Source organism: Ruegeria sp. AD6 (assembly GCF_056542325.1).
On the sequence record NZ_JBQFZQ010000008.1, the window covers coordinates 109,965 to 131,255 of the forward strand.

Annotated in this window: 20 protein-coding genes; 12 read left to right on the forward strand and 8 right to left on the reverse strand. The window is 61.7% G+C overall.

Going from position 1 to position 21,291, the window contains the following annotated elements; translation table 11 throughout:
- The first annotated feature begins 2 nt into the window (after positions 1-2).
- The 5 genes from ACR0KJ_RS15975 to rarD all read left to right on the forward strand — a co-directional run bounded on the left by ACR0KJ_RS15975 (position 3) and on the right by rarD (position 6,677).
- The gene (locus tag ACR0KJ_RS15975; RefSeq protein WP_480627135.1) at positions 3-1,055 is read left to right on the forward strand and encodes a zinc-binding dehydrogenase; all 1,053 of its coding nucleotides are present in this window, start codon (positions 3-5) and stop codon (positions 1,053-1,055) included.
- A gap of 12 nt (positions 1,056-1,067) precedes the next feature.
- Positions 1,068-1,961, forward strand: a complete 894-nt coding sequence (locus tag ACR0KJ_RS15980; RefSeq protein ID WP_170455177.1) for a homocysteine S-methyltransferase family protein — start codon at positions 1,068-1,070, stop codon at positions 1,959-1,961.
- 16 nt (positions 1,962-1,977) lie between these two features.
- Positions 1,978-2,961 carry a helix-turn-helix domain-containing protein gene (locus tag ACR0KJ_RS15985; RefSeq protein WP_170455175.1) on the forward strand — a complete coding sequence of 328 codons (984 nt, stop codon included), beginning with the start codon at positions 1,978-1,980 and terminating at the stop codon, positions 2,959-2,961.
- 89 nt (positions 2,962-3,050) lie between these two features.
- Positions 3,051-5,504: a GcvT family protein gene (locus ACR0KJ_RS15990; RefSeq protein ID WP_170455173.1), complete on the forward strand. Its 2,454-nt coding sequence runs from the start codon at positions 3,051-3,053 to the stop codon at positions 5,502-5,504.
- 267 nt (positions 5,505-5,771) lie between these two features.
- Positions 5,772-6,677 (forward strand): EamA family transporter RarD, encoded by a 906-nt coding sequence (gene rarD / locus ACR0KJ_RS15995; RefSeq protein ID WP_480627136.1) that lies wholly within the window; start codon positions 5,772-5,774, stop codon positions 6,675-6,677.
- Here rarD and ACR0KJ_RS16000 read toward each other — a convergent pair.
- Together ACR0KJ_RS16000 and ACR0KJ_RS16005 are read right to left on the reverse strand one after the other, a co-directional pair.
- Entirely contained in the window at positions 6,668-7,378 is a 711-nt protein-coding gene (locus ACR0KJ_RS16000; RefSeq protein WP_170523931.1) for an SGNH/GDSL hydrolase family protein, read from the reverse strand. The genes rarD and ACR0KJ_RS16000 overlap by 10 nt on opposite strands.
- A 2-nt stretch (positions 7,379-7,380) precedes the next feature.
- On the reverse strand, positions 7,381-7,791 hold the full coding sequence (locus ACR0KJ_RS16005) for a nuclear transport factor 2 family protein (protein WP_170455167.1): 411 nt from the start codon (positions 7,789-7,791) through the stop codon (positions 7,381-7,383).
- Positions 7,792-7,851: 60 nt separating this feature from the next.
- On the opposite strand from ACR0KJ_RS16005, the gene ACR0KJ_RS16010 reads away from it, so the two are divergent.
- Positions 7,852-8,535: an RluA family pseudouridine synthase gene (locus tag ACR0KJ_RS16010; RefSeq protein WP_480586363.1), complete on the forward strand. Its 684-nt coding sequence runs from the start codon at positions 7,852-7,854 to the stop codon at positions 8,533-8,535.
- Between the two features lie 2 nt (positions 8,536-8,537).
- Here ACR0KJ_RS16010 and ACR0KJ_RS16015 read toward each other — a convergent pair whose 3' ends face one another.
- Positions 8,538-8,729: a hypothetical protein gene (locus tag ACR0KJ_RS16015; RefSeq protein ID WP_170455163.1), complete on the reverse strand. Its 192-nt coding sequence runs from the start codon at positions 8,727-8,729 to the stop codon at positions 8,538-8,540.
- 103 nt (positions 8,730-8,832) lie between these two features.
- On the opposite strand from ACR0KJ_RS16015, the gene ACR0KJ_RS16020 reads away from it, so the two are divergent.
- From ACR0KJ_RS16020 to ACR0KJ_RS16030, 3 genes are all read left to right on the forward strand, one after another.
- Positions 8,833-9,516 (forward strand): helix-turn-helix transcriptional regulator, encoded by a 684-nt coding sequence (locus ACR0KJ_RS16020; RefSeq protein ID WP_170455161.1) that lies wholly within the window; start codon positions 8,833-8,835, stop codon positions 9,514-9,516.
- Between the two features lie 125 nt (positions 9,517-9,641).
- Entirely contained in the window at positions 9,642-10,313 is a 672-nt protein-coding gene (locus ACR0KJ_RS16025) for a YiaD family glycine zipper/OmpA-like lipoprotein (protein WP_170455159.1), read from the forward strand.
- A gap of 87 nt (positions 10,314-10,400) precedes the next feature.
- On the forward strand, positions 10,401-10,940 hold the full coding sequence (locus ACR0KJ_RS16030) for an NAD(P)H-dependent oxidoreductase (protein ID WP_170455157.1): 540 nt from the start codon (positions 10,401-10,403) through the stop codon (positions 10,938-10,940).
- 36 nt (positions 10,941-10,976) lie between these two features.
- On the opposite strand, the gene ACR0KJ_RS16035 is transcribed toward ACR0KJ_RS16030, so the two are convergent.
- Positions 10,977-12,011: an NAD(P)/FAD-dependent oxidoreductase gene (locus tag ACR0KJ_RS16035; RefSeq protein ID WP_170624564.1), complete on the reverse strand. Its 1,035-nt coding sequence runs from the start codon at positions 12,009-12,011 to the stop codon at positions 10,977-10,979.
- 55 nt (positions 12,012-12,066) lie between these two features.
- On the opposite strand from ACR0KJ_RS16035, the gene mnmC2 reads away from it, so the two are divergent.
- Both mnmC2 and ACR0KJ_RS16045 read left to right on the forward strand, forming a co-directional pair.
- Positions 12,067-12,732 (forward strand): tRNA (5-methylaminomethyl-2-thiouridine)(34)-methyltransferase MnmC2, encoded by a 666-nt coding sequence (gene mnmC2, locus ACR0KJ_RS16040; RefSeq protein ID WP_170455152.1) that lies wholly within the window; start codon positions 12,067-12,069, stop codon positions 12,730-12,732.
- The gene (locus tag ACR0KJ_RS16045; RefSeq protein ID WP_170455150.1) at positions 12,729-13,598 is read left to right on the forward strand and encodes a DMT family transporter; all 870 of its coding nucleotides are present in this window, start codon (positions 12,729-12,731) and stop codon (positions 13,596-13,598) included. The genes mnmC2 and ACR0KJ_RS16045 overlap by 4 nt, the downstream gene beginning before the upstream one ends.
- Here the strand turns inward: ACR0KJ_RS16045 and ACR0KJ_RS16050 are convergent.
- Positions 13,572-15,545, reverse strand: a complete 1,974-nt coding sequence (locus tag ACR0KJ_RS16050) for a lytic transglycosylase domain-containing protein (RefSeq protein WP_480627137.1) — start codon at positions 15,543-15,545, stop codon at positions 13,572-13,574. The genes ACR0KJ_RS16045 and ACR0KJ_RS16050 overlap by 27 nt on opposite strands.
- Positions 15,546-15,680: 135 nt before the next feature.
- On the opposite strand from ACR0KJ_RS16050, the gene dapA reads away from it, so the two are divergent.
- Positions 15,681-16,553: a 4-hydroxy-tetrahydrodipicolinate synthase gene (dapA, locus tag ACR0KJ_RS16055; RefSeq protein ID WP_480627138.1), complete on the forward strand. Its 873-nt coding sequence runs from the start codon at positions 15,681-15,683 to the stop codon at positions 16,551-16,553.
- Between the two features lie 146 nt (positions 16,554-16,699).
- Here dapA and ACR0KJ_RS16060 read toward each other — a convergent pair whose 3' ends face one another.
- The 3 genes from ACR0KJ_RS16060 to ACR0KJ_RS16070 form a co-directional block, all read right to left on the reverse strand.
- Positions 16,700-17,587 (reverse strand): DmsC/YnfH family molybdoenzyme membrane anchor subunit, encoded by an 888-nt coding sequence (locus tag ACR0KJ_RS16060; protein ID WP_170455143.1) that lies wholly within the window; start codon positions 17,585-17,587, stop codon positions 16,700-16,702.
- A complete protein-coding gene (locus ACR0KJ_RS16065; protein ID WP_170455142.1) occupies positions 17,587-18,351 on the reverse strand; it encodes a 4Fe-4S dicluster domain-containing protein in 765 nt (254 codons plus the stop codon). The genes ACR0KJ_RS16060 and ACR0KJ_RS16065 overlap by 1 nt, the downstream gene beginning before the upstream one ends.
- 109 nt (positions 18,352-18,460) lie before the next feature.
- Positions 18,461-21,274 (reverse strand): molybdopterin oxidoreductase family protein, encoded by a 2,814-nt coding sequence (locus ACR0KJ_RS16070; RefSeq protein WP_480627139.1) that lies wholly within the window; start codon positions 21,272-21,274, stop codon positions 18,461-18,463.
- Between the last annotated feature and the right edge of the window lie 17 nt (positions 21,275-21,291).

Sequence of the window (21,291 nt, forward strand, 5' to 3'; positions counted from 1 at the left end):
AGATGACTTTGCCCGAAACCATGTCCGGCGTTTACCTGACCCGTCACGGCGGGCCAGAGGCGCTGGAATGGCGGCAGGATATTCCCGTTCCTCAACCTGGTCCGGGGCAAGTGCTGGTGCGTGTCGCGGCTGCCGGGGTCAACAACACCGATATCAACACGCGGGTTGGCTGGTATTCCTCGGACGTCACAAGCGCCACCGGGGAGGTCGATCAGGATGTCGACTCCGGCGGCTGGGGCGGTGCGCTGCACTTCCCCCGGATTCAGGGCGGTGATCTGTGTGGCATCGTCGAAACGGTTGGCGCGGGGGCAGGGTTCCAGCCGGGTCAGCGCGTGACCTGCCCGATCAACCTGCCGCGCCCACGTCCGGGTCATCCGCAAGGGTTCATCGCCCTGGGGTCCGAGATCGATGGCGCGTTTGCGCAATATTGTCTGGTTGAGGCGGATGATCTTTATGACGTCAGTGCCTCGCCCCTGTCAGATGAGGAAATCGCCGCCATTCCCTGCGCTTTCGGCACCGCCGAGAACCTGCTGACCCGGGCGGGTGTGACTGTGGGCCACAAGGTCCTGATCACCGGCGCATCGGGCGGCGTTGGACTGGCCGCCGTGCAACTGGCCAGCCTGCGGGGCGCGTCGGTCTGGGGCGTGACCAGCGCGGCCAAGGCGGATGTGGTGAAAGCGCAGGGTGCGGTCCAGACCTTTGACCGGGATGCGGATTTGCCCGCCGACATGTTCGATGTTGTGATCGACGTGGTCGGTGGCCCGGCTTGGGCGGCGGTGATCCTGGCGCTGAAACCCGGCGGGCATTATGCCGTTTCAGGCGCGATTGCCGGTCCGATGGTTCAGGCCGATCTGCGCGACATCTATCTGCGCGATATCACCATCCACGGCTGCACCTATCAGGCGGCCGAGGTGTTTGGGCGTTTGGTCGAGTTGATGAATGCAGGGCGTATCAAGCCGTTGATTTCCCGCACATACCCCTTAGAGGACATCATCACGGCGCAAGAGGATTTTCAATCCAAGGCGCTGCCTGGAAAACTGGTGCTGATCCCGTAAGGAGCTGGAAACATGGCCGATATCACCCTACTGGATGGCTCGATCGGGCAAGAGCTGGTGAAACGCAGTGGAAAACGCCCCACGCCATTGTGGTCGACACGGGTGATGATCGATCACCCCGAACTGGTGCACGACGTTCATGCCGAATATTTCCGGCGCGGCGCGACCGTGGCAACGACCAACACCTACGCCGTTCATCGTTCGCGTCTGGTGCGGGAAGGGATCGAGGATCAGCTTGCAACCCTGGTTGAAACAGCCGTCGCGCAGGCAAACGCCGCGCGGCAGGGTACGGCAGGGCGGGTGGCCGGATCGCTCGGCCCGCTTCTGGCAACCTACCGGCCTGATCTGAAACCTGACCCAAAGGATGCGGCACGGAAGTTCGGCGAACTGGTCTCGTTGATGGCGGACGACGTAGATTTGTTTTTGATCGAAACGGTGTCTTCAGTGCTCGAGGCCGAAGGCACCCTGCGCGGCACGGAAGGCTGCGGCAAGCCGGTGTGGCTGGCCCTGTCGGCCATGGATGATGACGGAACGCGGTTGCGCTCGGGTGAGGCTTTGGAGCTGATCGCGCCTTTGGTCGCGCAGTACCAACCGCAGGCTTTGCTGATCAACTGCACCCGGCCCGAGGCTGTTCCCGCAGCACTGGACATCCTGTCCGGTATGGGGCTGCCCTACGGGGCCTATGCCAACGGTTTCACCCATATCGCCGACGGGTTTTTGCAGGATGCGCCAACCGTTGACAGCCTTCAGCAGCGCCATGACCTTGGCCCCGACGCCTATGCAGATCACGCGATGGCTTGGGTGGAACAGGGGGCCACGATTGTTGGCGGATGCTGCGAGATCGGCCCGGACCATATCGAGGCGCTGGCCCACCGCCTTGTGGCTGCCGGTCATCAGATCGTCTGAACCGAATGGGGGCTGAATGAAAAAGAAAAACAATTCAGCTTCGGCGGATCAGACCGCTGACCCGATCCATTTTGACATTCTGGTCGCGCCCGGATTTGTGCTGCTGGAACTCGCGTCACTTGTGGATGTTCTGCGCATTGCCAACCGGGTGAGTCCGACGCCACCATTCTCGTATAGCTACCGATCTCTGCGCGGCGGTGCTGTGGCCAGCAGCAGCGACGCGACAGTCGCGACCGAGGTCGTGTCGGCGCACCCCAACGCGGCTTATCTGTTCGTTATCGGCAACTCGAACCCGGACCACCCGGATCTGTCCCTGGGGCGGATCGTCTCGGACTATACCTATCGCGGCGCGCAGGTCTTCTTGCTGGCCGAAGCCGCCAGCCGGTATATCGACGAACAGGGCACTGCGGATCTGGCAACCCATTGGGAAAACGCCTCTTTCCTGCGTGAACGCGGTGCCCGGTTCGAGGCCACGCTGTCCATCGCCACCGAACGGGGCGGGGTGGTGACCTGCGCGGGCATGAGCGCGACCACCGATATCGCCCTGTCTGTGATCGGTCGCCATATCTCGGGTCCGACACAGATGACCGTGGCCGACATCATGCTGCACGAGAACATTCGCGACTTTGCGTCGATGCAGCCCTTCTCGGGCGCGAAAACCACGGCAACAGGCGATGCCAAGCTGGATCAGTGCATCAAGCTGATGCAGGCGAATATCGAAGACCCATTGCCCATCCACGAACTGGTCGATGCGCTTGGCATCTCGAACAGATCGCTTGAGCGGAAGTTCAAGGCCTTCTTCGGCACCACACCCAACGGGTTCTACCGTGAAATGCGATTGGCCAAGGCCAACAACCTGCTGCTGAACACCACCATGAGCGTCCGCGAAATCGGACTGGCCTGCGGGTTCCCGAACGGATTCTCCTCGGTATACAAAAGTTTCTTCGGCGTCACGCCCTTCGTGATGCGTCGGCAAAAGAGACAATCCGCACAAAGATGATTTTTGCGGATGCGGTGACGTTTTTGATGGATTCTGTGTCGATCTTTCGTGTCATGCAGATGAAAACCTGACAAAGCGGAGTCGTCAGAATGGTTGATCTTCCCAACAAGGCCCGCGTGGTCATCATCGGCGGTGGCGTCGTCGGATGTTCGGTCGCGTATCACCTGACCAAGAAAGGCTGGAACGATGTTGTCCTGCTTGAACGCAAGCAACTGACCAGCGGCACCACATGGCACGCGGCGGGCCTGATTGCGCAGCTGCGCGCGACGGCCAACATGACCAAGCTGGCGAAATACAGTCAGGAGCTTTACGGCGCGCTCGAGGAAGAAACCGGCGTTGCCACGGGGTTCAAGCGGGTCGGTTCGATCACCGTGGCCCTGACCGAAGACCGCAAGGAAGAGATTTACCGTCAGGCCGCCATGGCCCGCGCCTTTGGCGTTGAGGTCGAGGAAATCTCGAACGAGCGCGTGCAGGAGATGTATCCGCACCTGAACCTCGACGGTGTCACAGGTGCCGTCTACCTGCCGCTGGACGGGCAGGGCGACCCGGCAAACATCGCGCTGGCGCTGGCAAAGGGTGCGCGTCAGCGGGGCGGGATCGTCAAAGAACGGATCAAGGTCACAGATATTGTCAAAGAGGGCCGCAAGGTCACGGGTGTAGACTGGGTCGCCGATGACGGCAGCGCCTCGGGTCATATCGAATGCGACATGGTGGTGAACTGCGCAGGCATGTGGGGGCACGAGGTTGGCCGCATGGCCGGCGTGAACGTGCCGCTGCACGCGTGTGAACACTTCTACATCGTCTCGGAACCCATCGACGGTCTGACGCAATTGCCGGTGCTGCGCGTGCCGGACGAATGCGCCTATTACAAGGAAGACGCGGGCAAGATGATGCTGGGCGCGTTCGAACCCATCGCCAAGCCCTGGGCGATGGATGGCATCCCCGACAGTTTCGAGTTTGACCAACTGCCCGAGGATTTCGATCATTTCGAGCCGATCCTCGAGGCCGCCTGCGAGCGGATGCCGATGCTGGCCGAGGCGGGGATTCATACGTTCTTTAACGGCCCGGAATCCTTCACGCCCGACGACGCCTATCATCTGGGTCTTGCGCCCGAGATGGACAATGTCTGGGTCGCCGCCGGGTTCAACTCAATCGGTATCCAATCCGCTGGCGGTGCGGGTATGGCGCTGGCCGAATGGATGGACAGCGGCGAGAAACCGTTCGATCTGGGTGACGTGGATATCAGCCGGATGCAGCCGTTTCAGGGCAACAAACAGTACCTGTATGAGCGCTCGAAAGAGACGCTGGGCCTGCTTTACGCCGACCACTACCCCTATCGTCAAAAAGCAACCGCGCGCGGCGTGCGCCGGACACCGTTCCATCACCACCTGAAGGAACACGGGGCGGTATTCGGCGAAATCGCGGGTTGGGAACGCGCCAACTGGTTCGCGAATGAAGGGCAGGAACGCGAATACCAGTACAGCTGGAAACGTCAGAACTGGTTCGAAAATTCGGCTGCCGAACACCGGGCGGTGCGCGAGAATGTCGGCATGTATGACATGTCGTCCTTCGGCAAAATCCGCGTCGAAGGCCCGGATGCCGAGGCGTTCATGAACTATATCGGCGGCGGTGATTACGCGGTGCCCAATGGCAAGATCGTCTACACCCAGTTCCTGAACCGCTCGGGCGGGATTGAGGCGGACGTGACCGTCACCCGCCTGACCGAGACATCCTATCTGGTGGTCACCCCGGCGGCGACGCGTCTGGCCGATCAGACCTGGATGCAGCGCAATGCCGGTGGTTTCAACGTGGTCATCACCGACGTCACCGCAGGCGAGGGCGTGCTGGCCGTCATGGGCCCGAATGCGCGCAAGCTGCTGGAAAAAGTCTCTCCGGCCGATTTCTCGAACGCGACCAACCCGTTTGGCACCGCGCAGGAGATCGAGATCGGCATGGGCCTGGCCCGCGCCCATCGCGTGACCTATGTAGGCGAGCTTGGGTGGGAGGTTTATGTTTCCTCCGACATGGCGGGCCATGTCTTTGAGACGCTGCACGAAGCCGGTCAGGACATGGGCCTGAAACTGTGCGGTATGCACATGATGGACAGCTGCCGGATCGAAAAAGGCTTCCGCCATTTCGGCCATGACATCACCTGCGAGGATCATGTGGTTGATGCGGGCCTTGGCTTTGCCGTCAAGGTCGACAAGGGCTGCGATTTTATCGGGCGCGAGGCTGTGATCGCGCGCAAGGAAAGCGGGCCGATGAACCGTCTGGTGCAGTTCAAGCTGACCGATCCCGAGCCATTGCTGTTCCACAATGAACCGATCATCCGCGACGGCGAATATGTGGGCTATTTGAGTTCGGGCAACTATGGCCACACGCTGGGCGGTGCCATCGGCATGGGTTATGTGCCCTGCGAGGGCGAGAAAGCAGCGGATGTTCTGGCCTCGACCTATGAGATCGACGTGTGTGGTGTGAAGGTCAAGGCAGAGGCGTCTCTTAAGCCGATGTACGACCCGAAATCGGAACGTGTGAAACTGTGACGAAGGGGGCAGGGGGCTCTGCCCCCGCCGCCCGTTCCGGGCGACTCCCCCGAGGTATTTATAGCCAGATGAAGCAGGGGATCCGCTCTTCATCTGGCCAAAAATATCTCGGAGCGCGAGGCAGAGCCTCGCATTCGCAACAGCGCCTTTCGCGCGACGTTCGTGGGTGACCCATCACAATTCGTTATATTGGGCTTCACGGTTTTCAGAGTTTTCAAGCGCCGCTGATCTGCCGTAAACCGGTCCGGTATCAACCGGAGATCCCCCGTGGCAGACACGCCCGTACCTTCCCAGAACGTGGACACGCCCAAGGGGCTTGCTCTGGCTGTCACGGCCTATGTTTTGTGGGGGTTTCTTCCGCTTTACATGAAGGCGCTGGATCATCTGGGTCCCTTCGAGGTGGTTGCACATCGTGTGATCTGGTCAGTGCCTGTGGCGGGGTTGTTGCTGATTGCTCTTGGACGCACGCGGGATTTGAAGGCGGCGCTTGGCAATCCCAAGATGCTGGGCATGGCCGCTGTGACGGCAGCGCTGATTTCCATTAACTGGGCGATCTATGTCTGGGCGATTTCAACCGGCCACGCGCTGGATGCCGCTTTGGGGTACTATATCAACCCGCTGTTCAGTATCGCACTGGGTGCCCTGCTGTTGCGAGAGTCGCTGACGCGTACGCAATTGCTGGCCATCGGTCTTGCGGCGTTGGGCGTTGTGGTTCTGGTTCTGGAAGCCGGGCGCCTGCCATGGGCTGCGCTGAGTCTGATGGTGACCTGGGGCTTTTATGCGTTTTTCAAACGATCTTTACCGATTGGCCCAAATCAGGGTTTTCTGCTTGAGGTTCTGATCCTGCTGATCCCCGCGCTGGTCTATGTGACCTGGCTGGGTGTTCAGGGCTCGGGCCATTTTGGAGTGAGGCTGTCGGACACGCTGTTGCTGTCCTGCGCAGGGGTCGTCACCGCAGTGCCGCTTTTGGTCTATGCCAACGGGGCCAAGCTGGTGCGCCTGTCGACGATGGGAATTCTGCAATATATCGCACCCACGATGATCTTCATCACGGCTGTAACCGTGTTCGGAGAACAGATCGACCGGGGCCGCATGATCGCCTTCCCGCTGATCTGGTCGGCTCTGGTGGTGTATTCGATCCCGATGATCCGGCAGGCGCGGGCTCAGGCCTGAAGCAAAAGCCGTGCGGCTTTGTCGGCCCAGATCGCATAGGCTTTGGGGCTTGGATGGTACCCGTCCGGCGCAGCCAGTGCCGGATCGTCGGGTAAGTCCAGTGTCAGATGCTTGAGTTGCGGGTGGGCCGCTGCGACCTGTTGCAATCCGCGATCCAGCCGGGCGGATTGGCGCCCCAGAACCCAGGCCAGAGGATGTGGCAAGGCGGGAAAGCGGTGCATCTGGGGAACGCCGGTCACCACAACCTTGCGCGCGCCAAACCGTTGCGTCAGCAGTTTCGCCAACTGGTTCTGCCGGTCGAGGAAGCGACGGTATGTAACCCCACGGGTCACGTCATTGACCCCAAGCGCGGTGACGACGGCGTCGAATTCGCCCTGAATCCCAAGCAGGCGGTCGATCGTGTCCTGGGTCGTGTGCCCCGTCGTGGCCTCCAGCCGCCATTCGACCGAGTGATGCCGGGACAGTCGGTTCACCAGTTGACCCGAAAGCGCCTGATCCTGCGTGCCCGCACCGACCCCGGCGGCAGAGCTGTCACCCGTGATCAACAGACGCAGACGCGGCCCGCGCCCGGTGCGCCCTTCGCGCGGCCCGATGGGTTCGGGCAACATCTGGGCCTTGCGGCGCACGGTCAGCCCTTGAACTGCCAGAACAGGCAGCAGAGGCAGGCGCAAAATCTGATCGGCGGCAATCGGGTTTGGCATGTTCAGCTGAGCGCGGATTTGAATTCCAGAAAGCGCGGGTCGCTCATTACGCGGGCCATCATCGCCTCACGCAGGGCTCCGATGGTCTTGTGGGGGCGCATGGCGACCTCGAATTGCTGTATCAGGCCATCGTTGTTCAGGGTGATCAGGTCCACGCCGACTGCATCCAGATCGCCGACCTTGCATTGGAACTCCAGCGCCCAATCGTTGCCGTCGCCCATGACCCGGCGATAGCGAAAATCGGAAAAAACCTGTCCGACGTGACCCAGCACAGCCGCAACCGGGGCGCGGCCTGTCCACGTGCTGTAATAGGTCGGTGGCATGAACCGGACGTCTTCGGCCAGAAGCTCATGGATCAGCGTCTCGTCGCCCTTGGCGACAACCTCTTGCATACGTTGGATTGTTGGATGCATGTCCTCTCCCCTTGCTGATCTCAAAGGTTTACGATCACTGCGCGGCACGCAAGGACGACGTTGCGGGAAGGGGCACTCTGCGATAGGCACAGCCGCATGAGCGAGACCTATGATCCCCCCCAGACACCGCTGGATATATTGCACGAAGATGCGCAACTGATCGTGGTGAACAAACCCTCGGGCCTGTTGTCCGTGCCGGGGCGGGGCGAGCATCTGGCCGATTGCCTGCTGACACGGGTACAGGCGGCGTTTCCGCAGGCCCTGTTGGTGCACCGGCTGGATCGGGATACCTCGGGCGTGATGGTGTTTGCCCAGACACCTCATGCGCAGCGGCATCTGAGTATGCAGTTCGAGCAGCGCCAGACCCGAAAAACCTATGTCGCGCGCGTTTGGGGGCACCTTGAGGCCAAGACGGGGACGGTAAACTTACCGCTGATCGTCGATTGGCCCAACCGACCGCGCCAAATGGTGTGCCATGAGACCGGCAAGCCGGCCGTCACAGATTGGCGCGTGGTGAAATACGACGGCGACACGACGCGCGTGCGTCTGTTTCCCAAAACCGGACGGTCGCATCAGTTGCGGATTCACATGCAAGCGTTGGGCCACCCGATTCTGGGTGACCCGTTCTATGCCGAAGGTGCGGCTCGGGATTACCCGCGCCTGATGCTGCATTCCGAGGAGTTGCGATTGAAACATCCCGAAGGTGGTGTTTCGATGAAATTCAGGGCACCTGCGGATTTCTGATCTTAAACGGCGCTGCCCCACAGCATTTTCAGATTGCCGAGAGAAAAGCGCCGTGTGCGTTTGCGCGGCGTTGCCTTTTCGCAATGCCGCGCGGATGCCAGTTCGCGCTCGATCTCAAAGGCGCGCAGGCTGTGGTCCTGTGACCAGCGGTCCAGTTTCAGGGTCATCATCACGTGATTGTCGCGGCTGGGCATGGTTGCCTCCTTTTCTTGTGCTGACCCAGCCTCGCCCAATACTCCTGACACCACCCTGTCAGGGGGCTGTGCTAAAGTGTCAGTACTTGTCACGGAGATCACCATGCGCCGTTCGTCCCGGTTGTTTGAAATCATCCAGATCCTGCGCGCCTCGGATGTGCCGGTCACGGCGGATGCACTGGCCGAACGGTTGGAGGTATCCGTGCGCACCGTCTATCGCGACATTTCCGAATTGCAGGCCCAGCGTACGCCGATCGAGGGCGAGGCCGGGGTTGGTTACATCATGCGGCGTGGCTATGACCTGCCGCCGCTGAATTTCGACGCCGAGGAGGTTGAGGCGCTGTGGGTGGGTCTGTCGATGCTGGCCCGAACAGGCGACAGCCACCTGCAGCGAGCGGCCAACCGGATCTGCCAGAAGATCGACGCGCTGCATTGCCCGGCGGACTGGCTACAAGTCGCAACCTGGGGAGCACCGCTCGATGATCCGGCCAAGGGTTGCATTCCGGTCGCGCAATATCGCGAGGCAATCCGGGCCGAGCAGAAAATCCGCATCACTTATGTCAGCGGCGAAGGCCAACGCTCGGAACGGATCGTCCGGCCCGTGGCCCTGATCTATCACATCGAATGCACCATGCTGGCAGGGTGGTGCGAGCTGCGCAGCGCCTTCCGGCATTTCAGAACCGACCGTATCTGGGCCTGCGAGGCTACGGGTCAGAGCTTTGGCGGCCAGGGTGCATCCCTGCGCGATCTGTGGAACGAACAGGAGGGTGTGACCGCAGCCCAGTAACCCGTCTTGGCGGGGAATCGCCGACCTCACCGCATTGTTGCTTGAGCCTGCCTGCAGACGCCGTGATATACTGCGCTGAACAAGGCAAACCCGAACAAACGGGGGCCAGAGCAGAAGGTGACATCATGACGATTTCCAAGTTTTTTATGGCAAGTGGGCTGTGCTCGGCGATGGCATTGGCGGCGTGTACCGATCCGGGCACGCTGAACCTGCCCAGTGATCCCAACCAGAACGCCAGACAGGGCGCCATTATCGGTGGGCTGGTCGGCGCGGGTGTTGGCGCGATTGCCAATGATTCCGACCCTCTGCTGGGTGCATTGGCCGGAGGCGCCATTGGCGCGGCGGGCGGTGGCCTGATCGGCAATCAACTGGACAAGCAGGCGGCTGAACTGCGCCAGCAACTGGCCAATGACGGGATCACCATCGTCAATGCCGGGGATCGCCTGATCGTCACCGTGCCGAATGACATCACCTTTGACACCGACAGCGCCACCGTGCGCCCGGCCCTGCGCGCCGATCTGACGCGCGTTGGCCAGAATCTGGTGAACTACCCGAATTCGAACGTGCAGATCATCGGGCACACAGACAGCGATGGCGACGCCGCCTATAACCAGGGCCTGTCCGTACGTCGTGCGAATGCGGTGGCCGATATTCTTCAGGCCAACGGTGTGAACTACAACCGCATTCGCACCATCGGGCAGGGTGAGAACAACCCGGTTGCCTCGAACCTGACACCTGCGGGCAAGGCACAGAACCGCCGGGTCGAGATTGTGATCGTTCCCAGCGGCAACGCCTGATCGCGCAGCACCTGTGCAAGAAACGGGGTTTGGATCGAGCCTGTCCCGGTCTAACTATGGGGAAACAACGAAACGGAGTTTCCCCCGATGTCCAACCCCACGCTGCTGGGCCTGTCCGGGTCCCTGCGCCAGAACGCAACCAACCGCAAATTGCTGCGCGAGGCCGCGCGCCTGTTTGACCCCGCCAGCTTTGTCGAAGCCGATCTGAACCTGCCGCTTTACGATGGTGATCTGGAAGAGGGTGAGGGCATCCCGGCCATGGTCCAAACGCTCAGGGATCAGATCGAGCAGGCGGATGCGGTGATCATCTCGACCCCGGAATATAACAAGGGGCCGTCGGGCGTTTTGAAGAACGCGCTGGATTGGGTCAGCCGGACCGAGGGCAACCCATGGGCCGACAAGCCGGTTGCCGTGATGTCGGCGGCGGCGGGCCGCGCGGGCGGGGAACGGGCGCAGATGATCCTGCGCGCTTATATGGTGCCGTTCCAGCCGATGATCCTGCAAGGCCCCGAGATTCATCTGGCCAACAGTTCGAACGAATTCGACGAACAGGGCAGGCTGGTCAGTGCGCGGTATGAAAAGTCACTGGGCACCCTGATGCAGAAGCTGCGTGGCCTGATCGCATAACGCGCGGTCACGGCCGCCCCACCGGTGGTGCCAGTGTTACAGCGAGGCTTCGGGCCGGAAATCATCCGGGATCGTGTCGCGCTCGTCCAGGATCAGATCGGCCAAGACCTCGGCCACCTTCGGGGCCATGCCGAAACCGATCTTGAACCCTCCGTTGGCGATGAACTGCCCTTGGTGCAGCGGGTGTTCCCCAAGCATTGGCGCGCGGCTTTTGCTGCGGGGGCGAACACCGGCCCAACGCTCGATCACTTCGGCCCCGTGCAGCACGGGAACCGCCTGCATCGCCCGTTCGATCACATCGTCCAGCGCGCTGTCGGTGCTGGTGGGATCGTCGTAACCGCGTTCCGAGGTCGAGCCGATGGCCAGAGTTCCGTCCGCATGGGGTACGATATGGATCGCATCCGCAAACAGCTGCGGCACCGGGCCCGCATCAAACCGCAACAGCGCCGCTTGCCCTTTCACGCCATTGCCGACCGTTTTGCCGAAAGCGTCGCTCAGCTCTTGCAGACCGGCCAGCCCGGTGGCGTGCACGACGTGGCCAGCATCGGGTGCGTTGGCGACAACCTCGACCCCCATGACCGCCAAAGCCGCCACCAGCGCGGCACAGGCGCGGCGCGGGTGCATGCGGGCGGTCAGGGTGTCATGGATGACATAGCCGGTCGGGCTGGGCGGGGACCATGATCCGGCCTCAGCCACGTCGATCACCCTCCACGCGGCCCGGCCCTGCCACAGTTCCTGTGCCGTGAGTTCCCGCGCGCGCGCCAGATCAAGGCTGCGCTGGTCCGCAATTGGCTGGATGCGCCCCAGCCGCCCGTATCCCGCTGAAACGCCCCCGACGGCCTCGACCTGCGTCCAGAAGGGTTCGGCCATGATCAGGCTGTCGAACTGAAAGGCCTTCTTGGCGTTCCAGTTCTCGGGCACGTGCGGAGCCAGCGCCCCGACCAGACCGCCGCTGGAGCCCGCGCCCGGGCCAAAGGGGTCGACAACCTGCACCTTCGCGCCGCGTCGCGCGCAGGTCCAGGCGATGGACAGGCCGAAAATCCCAGCGCCGCGGACCGTCACATCGACCATTGCCAAATTCCTTTTCCTTGTTCAGTGTCGCGCCGCTTAGCTACAGGATTCCCCGATGGCAGACCAGCGCGCCGAGGTCACATGGACCGAGGATCAGATACCCGTCTCGGATCGTTTCGACGACCCATATTACTCGCTGCAAAACGGGGTTGAAGAGACGCGCCATGTGTTCCTTGCGGGCAACGACCTGCCTGCGCGCTTTGCGCCCGGTTTTCACATTGCCGAACTGGGCTTTGGCACCGGGCTGAACATGCTCACCGCTTGGTCGGTATGGGAGCAGTCAGGTCACACGACCCCGCTGAGGTTCACAAGCTTCGAAGCGTATCCGATGGAGCTCGAGGACATGCGGCGGGCCTTGGCGGTATTCCCCGAATTGACGCCCTGGGCGGATCGATTTCTTGCACAATGGGCGGGGGGTGGATGCCAGTTGGAAACGCTGGACCTGACCGTTGTCGTAGGCGATGCGCGTCAGACCTTGTGCGACTGGCAGGACAAGGCGGATGCGTGGTTTCTGGATGGCTTCTCGCCCGCCAAAAACCCCGAGCTTTGGGGCGCGGACCTGATGCAGCAGGTCGCCGACCACACGGTCAAAGGCGGCACCGCCGCAACCTACACCGCCGCCGGATTCGTGCGGCGGGGACTTGAGGACGCCGGTTTCGACGTGACCCGAACCCCCGGCTATGGCCGCAAACGCCACATGACACGGGCGGTCAAAGCATGACGCAGCAAAACAACGTCCGTGCAGGCATCGCCCTGATGATCGGTGCCACCATCGTCTTTGCTTTGCAGGACGGAATCTCGCGCCATCTGGCCGGGACATACAACACCTACATGGTTGTGATGATCCGCTATTGGTTCTTTGCGGCCTTCGTTATCACTCTGGCCGCGCGGTCATCGGGTGGGCTGGGCGCGGCCACACGAACCAGTCAACTTGGGCTGCAGATCTTTCGCGGCATCCTGCTGGCAGGTGAGATTTGCGTCGCCGTGTTCAGCTTCACCGTTTTGGGCCTGATCGACAGTATGGCGGTCTTCATCTGCTATCCGCTGCTTGTCGCGGCCCTCAGCGGCCCTGTGTTGGGCGAAAAGGTGGGTTGGCGCAGATGGGCGGCGATTGGTGTTGGCTGTATCGGGGTCCTGATCATCCTGCAACCGGGCGTCGGCGTGTTTAACCCATGGGCCATCATCCCGCTGATCTCGGCCCTGATGTTTGCCCTGTATGGCCTTCTGACGCGCTATGCCGCGCGCCGCGACAGCACGGCCACCAGCTTTTTCTGGACCGGCGTGTCCGGCGCAGTCGCAATGACGCTTGTCGGTATGTGGTTCTGGGAACCCATGGCCCCGCGCGACTGGGGCTGGATGGCGGTGCTGTGCGTCAGCGGCGCGCTTGGGCACTGGCTACTGATCAAGTGCTATGAAATGGCCGAGGCCAGTGCAGTTCAACCCTTCGCCTATTTCCACCTTGTCTGGAGCGCGATCCTGGGCATCTCGATCTTTGGTGAGGTGCTGCGCCCCGAAGTTGTCGTCGGGGCCGCCTTTGTCGTGGCGGCGGGCCTGTTCACCCTATGGCGCGAACGCCGCCAGAGTTGACCCGGTCAGTTCTTGCGAGAACGGGATCGGCAGGGCCGGTTTACCCAGCCGCGCCCGATAGACCGGCAGGCTTTCGGCCACACGCATCACATAGTTGCGGGTTTCGCTGAAGGGTATCGTCTCGATCCAGTCGACCACATCCACCTGCCCCCGGCGCGGGTCGCCATAGCGCTGCATCCACGAAATGGGCCGTCTAGGCCCGGCGTTATAGCCTGCCGCCATCATGACCACATTGCCGTTGAAATCCGCTGCCAGCCCGGACAGGTAATTGGCCCCCAGCTTGGCGTTATATTGCCAGTCCGAGGTCAACCGACCCGTCTGATGCCTGCTGAGTATCCCCAATTCCTGCGCCACCAGTTTCGCCGTGGCCGGCATCACCTGCATCAGACCCCGCGCGCCCGCACCGCTGATCACAACCGGATCAAACTCGCTTTCGCGGCGGGCAATGGCCAGCGTCATTTCCTTGGCCATGGGCAGGCCCATATCGGCGACGGGATGGACCGGGTAATAAGCCGCTGGCAGAACCGTCCCGGTGGTGGCCGCCCGCTTGGCGATCATCACCGCCAGATGCGGTTCGTTCAACTCAATCGCCAGATCGCCAAGCTGATTGGCCTGAACCGGGTCGAGGCCTTCGACCAGATGGGTCAAAAACCGTTCCGACAGATTGTCCTCGCCCGCTTTCAACAGCAGCAACCCCGCCTCCAGAACGCTGGAATCGGCGAACCCCGCCTGCCGCCAATGCGGTGCACGGCGGGGGGTGGCCAGTTCAGGATCAAACGGACGCCCGATCTGTTCAGCCGCTAGCAGCCCGTAGAATGAGGTCTGATTGTCGGCCCCGACCGCATAGGCCTCATAGGCTTTCTCGGCATTGCCCTGCGCGGCATAGGCGCGGCCCAGCCAATACCCTCCACGCCCTTTCGAGATTGGGGACTGCACGGCGGTCGAGAAATTCTGGAAATGGCGCACGGCAGTTGCCGGGTCGTCCAGCCTGCGCAGGGCCAGAAACCCGGCCAGCCATTCCAGATCGGCATAGGCATAGCCCATCTCAGGCGTCATATGGTGGTTGGCGGCGATCTGATAGGCCCGCGCGGCGCTGCCCTGCCTCATCTCCAGCCGCGCCAGTCTGCGCCGCCCTTCGGCCCATTTGTCCGGCTCACCCAGGGCTTCGGGGCTGGTCGATCGGGCCAGCATCAGATCGATGGCGCTGTCGTCCAGTTCCTTCCGGTCGCGCCAGACAAAACGATCAAAGGCAAGTCCCGGCGCGTCCGCGACCGTCTTTGGAACCGCCGCAACCTTGGCATCGACCCCCGGCGCGCGCTTTTGCAACGCGATACGAGCCTCGGCCAGTTTGCGGTCATCTGCGCCGACCAAGGGCAGCATCTGCGCCGCACTGACCAGATGACCGTCCCATAACATCCGGTCCAACCGTGCCGCATGATGAGGCTTCAACAGCTTGCCGAAATTCTCAAGGTAATCCTTCTGCAACCCGGACCCCATCGGCATCGTACGCCAGGCTGTGACGATATCGGCCTGCGCCTCGCCCTGTTGCCCCCTGGCCATCAGCGCCACGGCATAGTTCAGCGCGCCTTCTGCTGTTTGGGGCGGTGTGTCGGCATAGAACTTCAGCACCCGATCCGGGTCCGCGCCCGTAAAAGATGGCTCGCTTTTCCGGCGCAGCCAGGCGAGGCCTGGCCAATCCGGGCGGCGATCCAGAAACACCAGCACATCGCCGGAACTGCCAAACCCTTGCCGCAACCAGTGCCAGACAATGATATCGCGCGAAACAGACCCGCGTTGCCCGGACACACGCAGTGCCTCGTTCCAGTCCCCTTTGCGCATCTCGCTGAGCCCGGCACGCAGATCGGCGGCGGCATCTGCCTGCGCGGTCTGCGGTGACAGTGTGGAATACAGAATCACGGCCACCAACAGGCCCAGAACGCGTGTCATGCCTTGCATTTCCCAACCAACCAAGGATAGAGGCTGTGAGGATAAACCTTGCGCCGCCGGGATCAACTCACAAAGCCTAAATCGTGAAGGCCCGCGATGTAAAAAACACGAAAACTGCACCCTAAGGAGCGTGTCATGTTCAAAGGCTCTATGCCAGCCCTCGTCACCCCGTTTACAAACGGCGAGTTGGACCTGGATACGCTCAAACATCTGGTCGAATGGCAGATCGAGTGCGGATCGACCGGGCTGGTGCCGGTGGGCACCACCGGGGAAAGCCCGACGCTCAGTCATGATGAGCATGAGACGGTTGTGGAAGAGGTCGTCAAAGCCTCGGCAGGCCGTGTTCCGGTCATCGCAGGCGCCGGATCGAACAACACGGTAGAGGCCGTGCGCTTTGTGCAATTTGCCAAGAAGGTCGGCGCGGACGCGGCTTTGGTCGTGACACCCTACTACAACAAGCCAACCCAGCGCGGCCTGATCGAACATTTCGCGACCCTGCACGAGTGTGCGGACATTCCGATCATCATCTACAACATCCCCGGCCGCTCGGTCATTGACATGTCGCCCGCCACCATGGGTGAGCTGGCCAAGTTGCCGCGTATCGTCGGCGTCAAAGACGCCACCGGCAATCTGGCGCGGGTCAGCCAGCAACGCGCCAGCTGCGGCGCCGAGTTTTGCCAGCTGTCGGGTGAGGATGCGACAGCGCTTGGCTTCAACGCCCATGGCGGTGTCGGCTGTATTTCGGTGACCGCCAACGTGGCTCCGAAACTCTGCGCCGAATTCCAGCAGGCCACCTTGTCGGGCAATTATGCGACAGCACTGGCCTATCAGGACCGCCTGATGCCACTGCACGAGGCGATCTTTATCGAACCCGGACTGGCCGGCGCAAAATACGCGCTCAGCAAGCTGGGCCGGTGCAGTGAAGAAATTCGCTTGCCGCTGACCACGCTGGAAGACAGCACAAAAGCGGCCATTGACGCAGCCATGGCCCATGCCGGTCTGATCTGAGCCAAAACAAATCCAAGCAAAAAGGGCGGCCTCGATCCCCGAGCGCCGCCCTTTCTATTTCCGCCCGGATCCAAGCTTCATCTGGCCAGAAATATCTCGGGGGGTGAATTGAGCCGCAGGCTCAAGAGGGGGGCTGGCCCCCCTACCTATCGCTTGCCATAATAAAGCCCGACCACATGTTCGGCCTGCGCAAAAAACAACCAGCGCGACATGGCAACGCCCGCCAGATGAGAGGCCACAGCCAGCAGCGCAAACAGATGCTTCACGATGACGCCCTCGACCGGCAGGACGATCAAGAGAAGCGGCAGGACAAACCCCAGACCGAACGACATCACACGCAGCTTCTGCGCATGTTTGCGCCCCACCACATGCACGAACTCGCGCAGCAGGTAGTTGGTGCCGGTATGGGGTGGCTCAAAGGCCCGGACATCTCCGCGCGTGCCCAACCCGGTTGCGGTTCCAAGGCTTGTTCCGGACCGTGCAAAGGCGCTGTCGCCTTGCTGCCAGTACAGAATCTGGATCAGCGCCGCGATCAGAAGCAGCGGCCAGGCGATTGAGGTTTGCCCGGCCAGCAAGGCCCCACCGGCCAGGCTGAAACTCAGAAACATTGCGGGGGTCAGTTTCATGTTCCAGCGCGGGATGGTCTTGAGTTGGGTGTAAATCATCGACGTAGTGAACACTGTCGCCAGCGAGAACAGCGAGCCCAGCAGTCCAAGCAAGCCCCACCGCTGACCCAGAAATACCGCGCCAATCGCGTAAAGCCCCATGACGATCAGCGCGAGAACGGCACACCAGCCTTCACGGCTGAGCCAGCTGGAACGCCATTGGGTGAAGGCCTTCCAAGCCCGTTCCGGGTGGCCAAGGTGAAAGGTCGAGGCCATCAGCCCGCCGACGGCCAGTGCATAGGCGATGGCAAAGAAGACAAAGGCCACCACGCCCGAGACGTCAGGCAGGCCGAGTCCCAGAAAGAACAACAGACCAAAGCCCAGACCGGACAGGGTGGTAAAGATAATGACGGATGGTGCGGGATGCATCAGCTTGTCCCTCCGGGCAATTTGTCGAGGGCTTTGTCGAGCCAGCCCATGAAGCCTTTGGGTTCTTCGGCCACGGGGGCCAGAAGCGGGGCCAGAATATCGATCTGATCCTCGACTGTATCCTTGGGCCGTGGCGGCAGGTATTTGTTGACGGGTTTGGTGCCCATCTCGGGCATCAGGTCCATGCCGTCACGCTCGGCCACCAGTTTGCTGACATCGCTGTCGGGATCGCCGAGATCACCGAAATGGCGGGCTCCGGCCGGGCAAGTGCGCACGCAGGAAGGCACGCGGTCCACCTCGGGCAGGTTTTCATTGTAGATCCGGTCGACGCAGAGGGTGCATTTCTTCATCACACCTTCGGCCATGTCCAGTTCGCGTGCGCCATAGGGGCAGGACCAAGCGCACAGGCCACAACCGATACAGTCGCTTTCGTTGACCAGAACGATCCCATCCTCGACCCGCTTGTAGCTGGCCCCGGTGGGGCAGACGGTGACGCAGGGGGCGTCTTCGCAATGCAGGCAGGATTTGGGGAAGTGAATCAGTTGGGCATGACCTTCGGCGGGTTGCACCTCGTATGAATGCACGCGGTTCAGGAAGGTGCCTGACGGGTTTGCGCCATAAGCGTCCTGATCAGACAGGGGCGCGCCGTAGTTTTCGGTGTTCCAGCCCTTGCAGGAAATCACGCAGGCGTGGCAGCCGACGCAGGTGTCCAGGTCGATGACCAGACCCATTTTGCGGTCAGTGGATTGAGGGAGCTGGGTCATGTCAGTGAACCTCTGCTTGTGAGGGTGGGGGAGGGGGCCAGCCCCCTCTTGAGCCTGCGGCTCAATTCACCCCCGAGGTATTTTTGAACAGAAGAAGAATGGAGTTCGGTCATTTTCCAACCTTCCATGCAATATCCTTCGGGCCAGTGCCGACGGGTGACTTGATTGCGTCAAATTCAGGCTGGCTTTCGGTATCTGGCGGCGGGCTGGCCTTTTCGATTTTCACCTTCAAGTCGAACCAGGCGGCCTGACCTGTCACCGGGTCGGAATTGGCCCATCGCATGCCATCGCCTTTTGCCGGCAGCAACTCGTGGATCAGGTGGTTCAGCAGGAAGCCCTTGGTCGCCTCAGGCGCGTCTTCTTGCAGGGCCCAGGCACCTTTGCGTTTGCCGATGGCGTTCCATGTCCAGACGGTGTTTTCGTTCAGCGCCGCCATTTCCATAACCGGCACGGTGATCTCGCCATGCGGAGAGCTGACCTTGGCCCAGTCGCCGTCCTTCAGCACGTGTTCGCGCATCAGTTTGGTCGGCACATAAAGCGGGTTGCGCCCGTGCAACTGCCGCAGCCACGCGTTCTGGGTGCCCCAGCTGTGATACATCGCCATCGGTCGCTGGGTCAGGGCGTTGACGGTGAAGCCCTCGTTGCCCTGCTGGTCGGTTTCGTACCAGATCGGCAGCGGGTCCATCTTGTCTTTGATGCGCTGGCGCAGATGTTCGGGCGGCTGTCGGTCGCCGTGACCTTCGGCAGCAAGCTGGAACTTGCGCATGGGTTCCGAGTAGAGTTGGAACAGATAGGGTTGCGGGCTGTCGTAGAGGCCCATGCCCACGGCCCAGTCCTGATAGGCCGTGTTCCACGGCTTGTAGTAATCGGCACCTTCGGGGATGTGGGCCACATAAAAGCCGCCATTTTCGATATAGCGGTTCAGCTGGTCGGGATTGACCTCGCCGCGCCCTTCCTTGTCGCCGGTTTCACCGCGGAATCCGGCCAGCGGGCCGATATTCGGGCGGCGTTCGTGGTTGACGATATAGTCGGCATAGTCCTTCCACTTGGCGCTGCCATCCTCGTTGGTGAAGCCGGGCAGGTTCATGCGGTTGGCAAGCTCGATCAGCACCGACTGGAAGCCGCGCACGTCGCGGTCGGGTTCGATCACCGGCCAGCGGATTGCGTCGGCAGCGGCGTCGGCCTCGCAGATCGGGCGGTCCAGCAGTGAGATACAGTCGTGCCGTTCCAGATAGGTGGTATCCGGCAGGATCAGGTCGGCATAGGCCACCATCTCGGACGAATAGGCATCCGAGTAGATGATGTTCGGAATGACGTAATTGCCGTCATCATCCTTGGCGGTCAGCATCTCCATCACGCCCTTGGTGTTCATGGACGAGTTCCATGACATATTCGCCATATACATGAACAGCGTATCGATCTTGTAAGGATCACCCGCAGCGGCGTTCGAGATCACCATATGCATCAGCCCGTGGGCCGACATCGGGTTTTCCCAGGTGAAGGCCTTGTCGATGCGGATGGGGTTGTCGTTGTCATCCAGCAGCAGATCGTCGGGGCCGCGCGGAAAGCCCAGATGCGGCCCGTTCAGGGGACGGCCGGGACGGCGGTCGCCATGGGGGGTCGGGTGCGCCTCGACCGGTTTCGGATAGGGCGGTTTGAAGCGGAAGCCGCCGGGAACCTCGACCGTGCCCAACAGGATTTGCAGCACATGCAGCGCACGACAGGTCTGGAAGCCGTTGGCATGGGCCGAAATCCCGCGCATCGAGTGGAAGCTGACCGGGCGACCGATGATTTTCGAATGGGTTTCACCCCGGAAATCGGTCCATTCATGGTCCAGCTCGATCGCCTCGTCAAAGGCGACGCGGGCGATTTCGGCGGCGATGGCGCGGATGCGGCTGGCCGGGATGCCACAGCGCTCGGCCACGGCCTCGGGGGCGTGATCGTCGGACAGGTATTTTTCGGCCATCAGGTGGAAAACAGGCCGGTGGGTCACGCCATCCTTTTCGTAGGTGGCCGACAGGTCGGGGCGGACGCCCGGTTTGTCAAAGGCTGTTGGTTCGCCCGTTGCCCGGTCGATCACCAGCGGTTTGCCGTCGGCATCGCGCAGGAACAGGCCTTTTTCTGGCCCTTCTGCGGCATTTACCAGAACCGGAGCATTGGTATAGCGGCTGAGGTAATCGAGATCGATCTTGCCCGCCTTCATCAGCACGTGGATCAGCGACAGGATGAACAGCCCATCGGTGCCCGGTGTGATCCCGACCCAGTCATCCGCCACAGCGTTATAGCCCGAACGGATCGGGTTCACCCCGATGACCCGTGCGCCGCGTTTCTTGATCTTGCCGATGCCCATCTTGATCGGGTTGCTGTCATGGTCCTCGGCCACGCCGAACAGCATGAACAGCTTGGTATGGTCCCAATCGGGCTGGCCGAATTCCCAGAACGCGCCGCCCATCGTATAGATGCCGCCCGCCGCCATGTTGACCGAGCAGAACCCGCCATGGGCCGCATAGTTCGGGGTGCCGAAATTCTGCGCCCAGAATGAGGTGAAGCTCTGGCTCTGATCCCGACCGGTGAAGAAGGCCAGTTTTTGGGGCGCGGTCTCGTGCAACTCGTTCAGCCAGCCAACGGCGGTGCTGATCGCCTCGTCCCACTCGATCTCGCGAAACTCGCCCGATCCGCGCGGGCCGACCCGGCGCAGCGGTTTGCGCAGGCGCGAAGGTGCGTTGACCTGCATGATCCCGGCACTGCCCTTGGCGCACAACACGCCCTTGTTGACCGGGTGATCGCGGTTGCCTTCGATATAGGCGACCTTGCCATCCTTCATATGCACATTGATGCCACAGCGACAGGCGCACATGTAACAGGTGGTCTTCCGCACCTCGTCCGAGACTTTGGGGCTGGTGTCGATAACGGGCTGGTTCATGTACGTCCCTTTTGCTG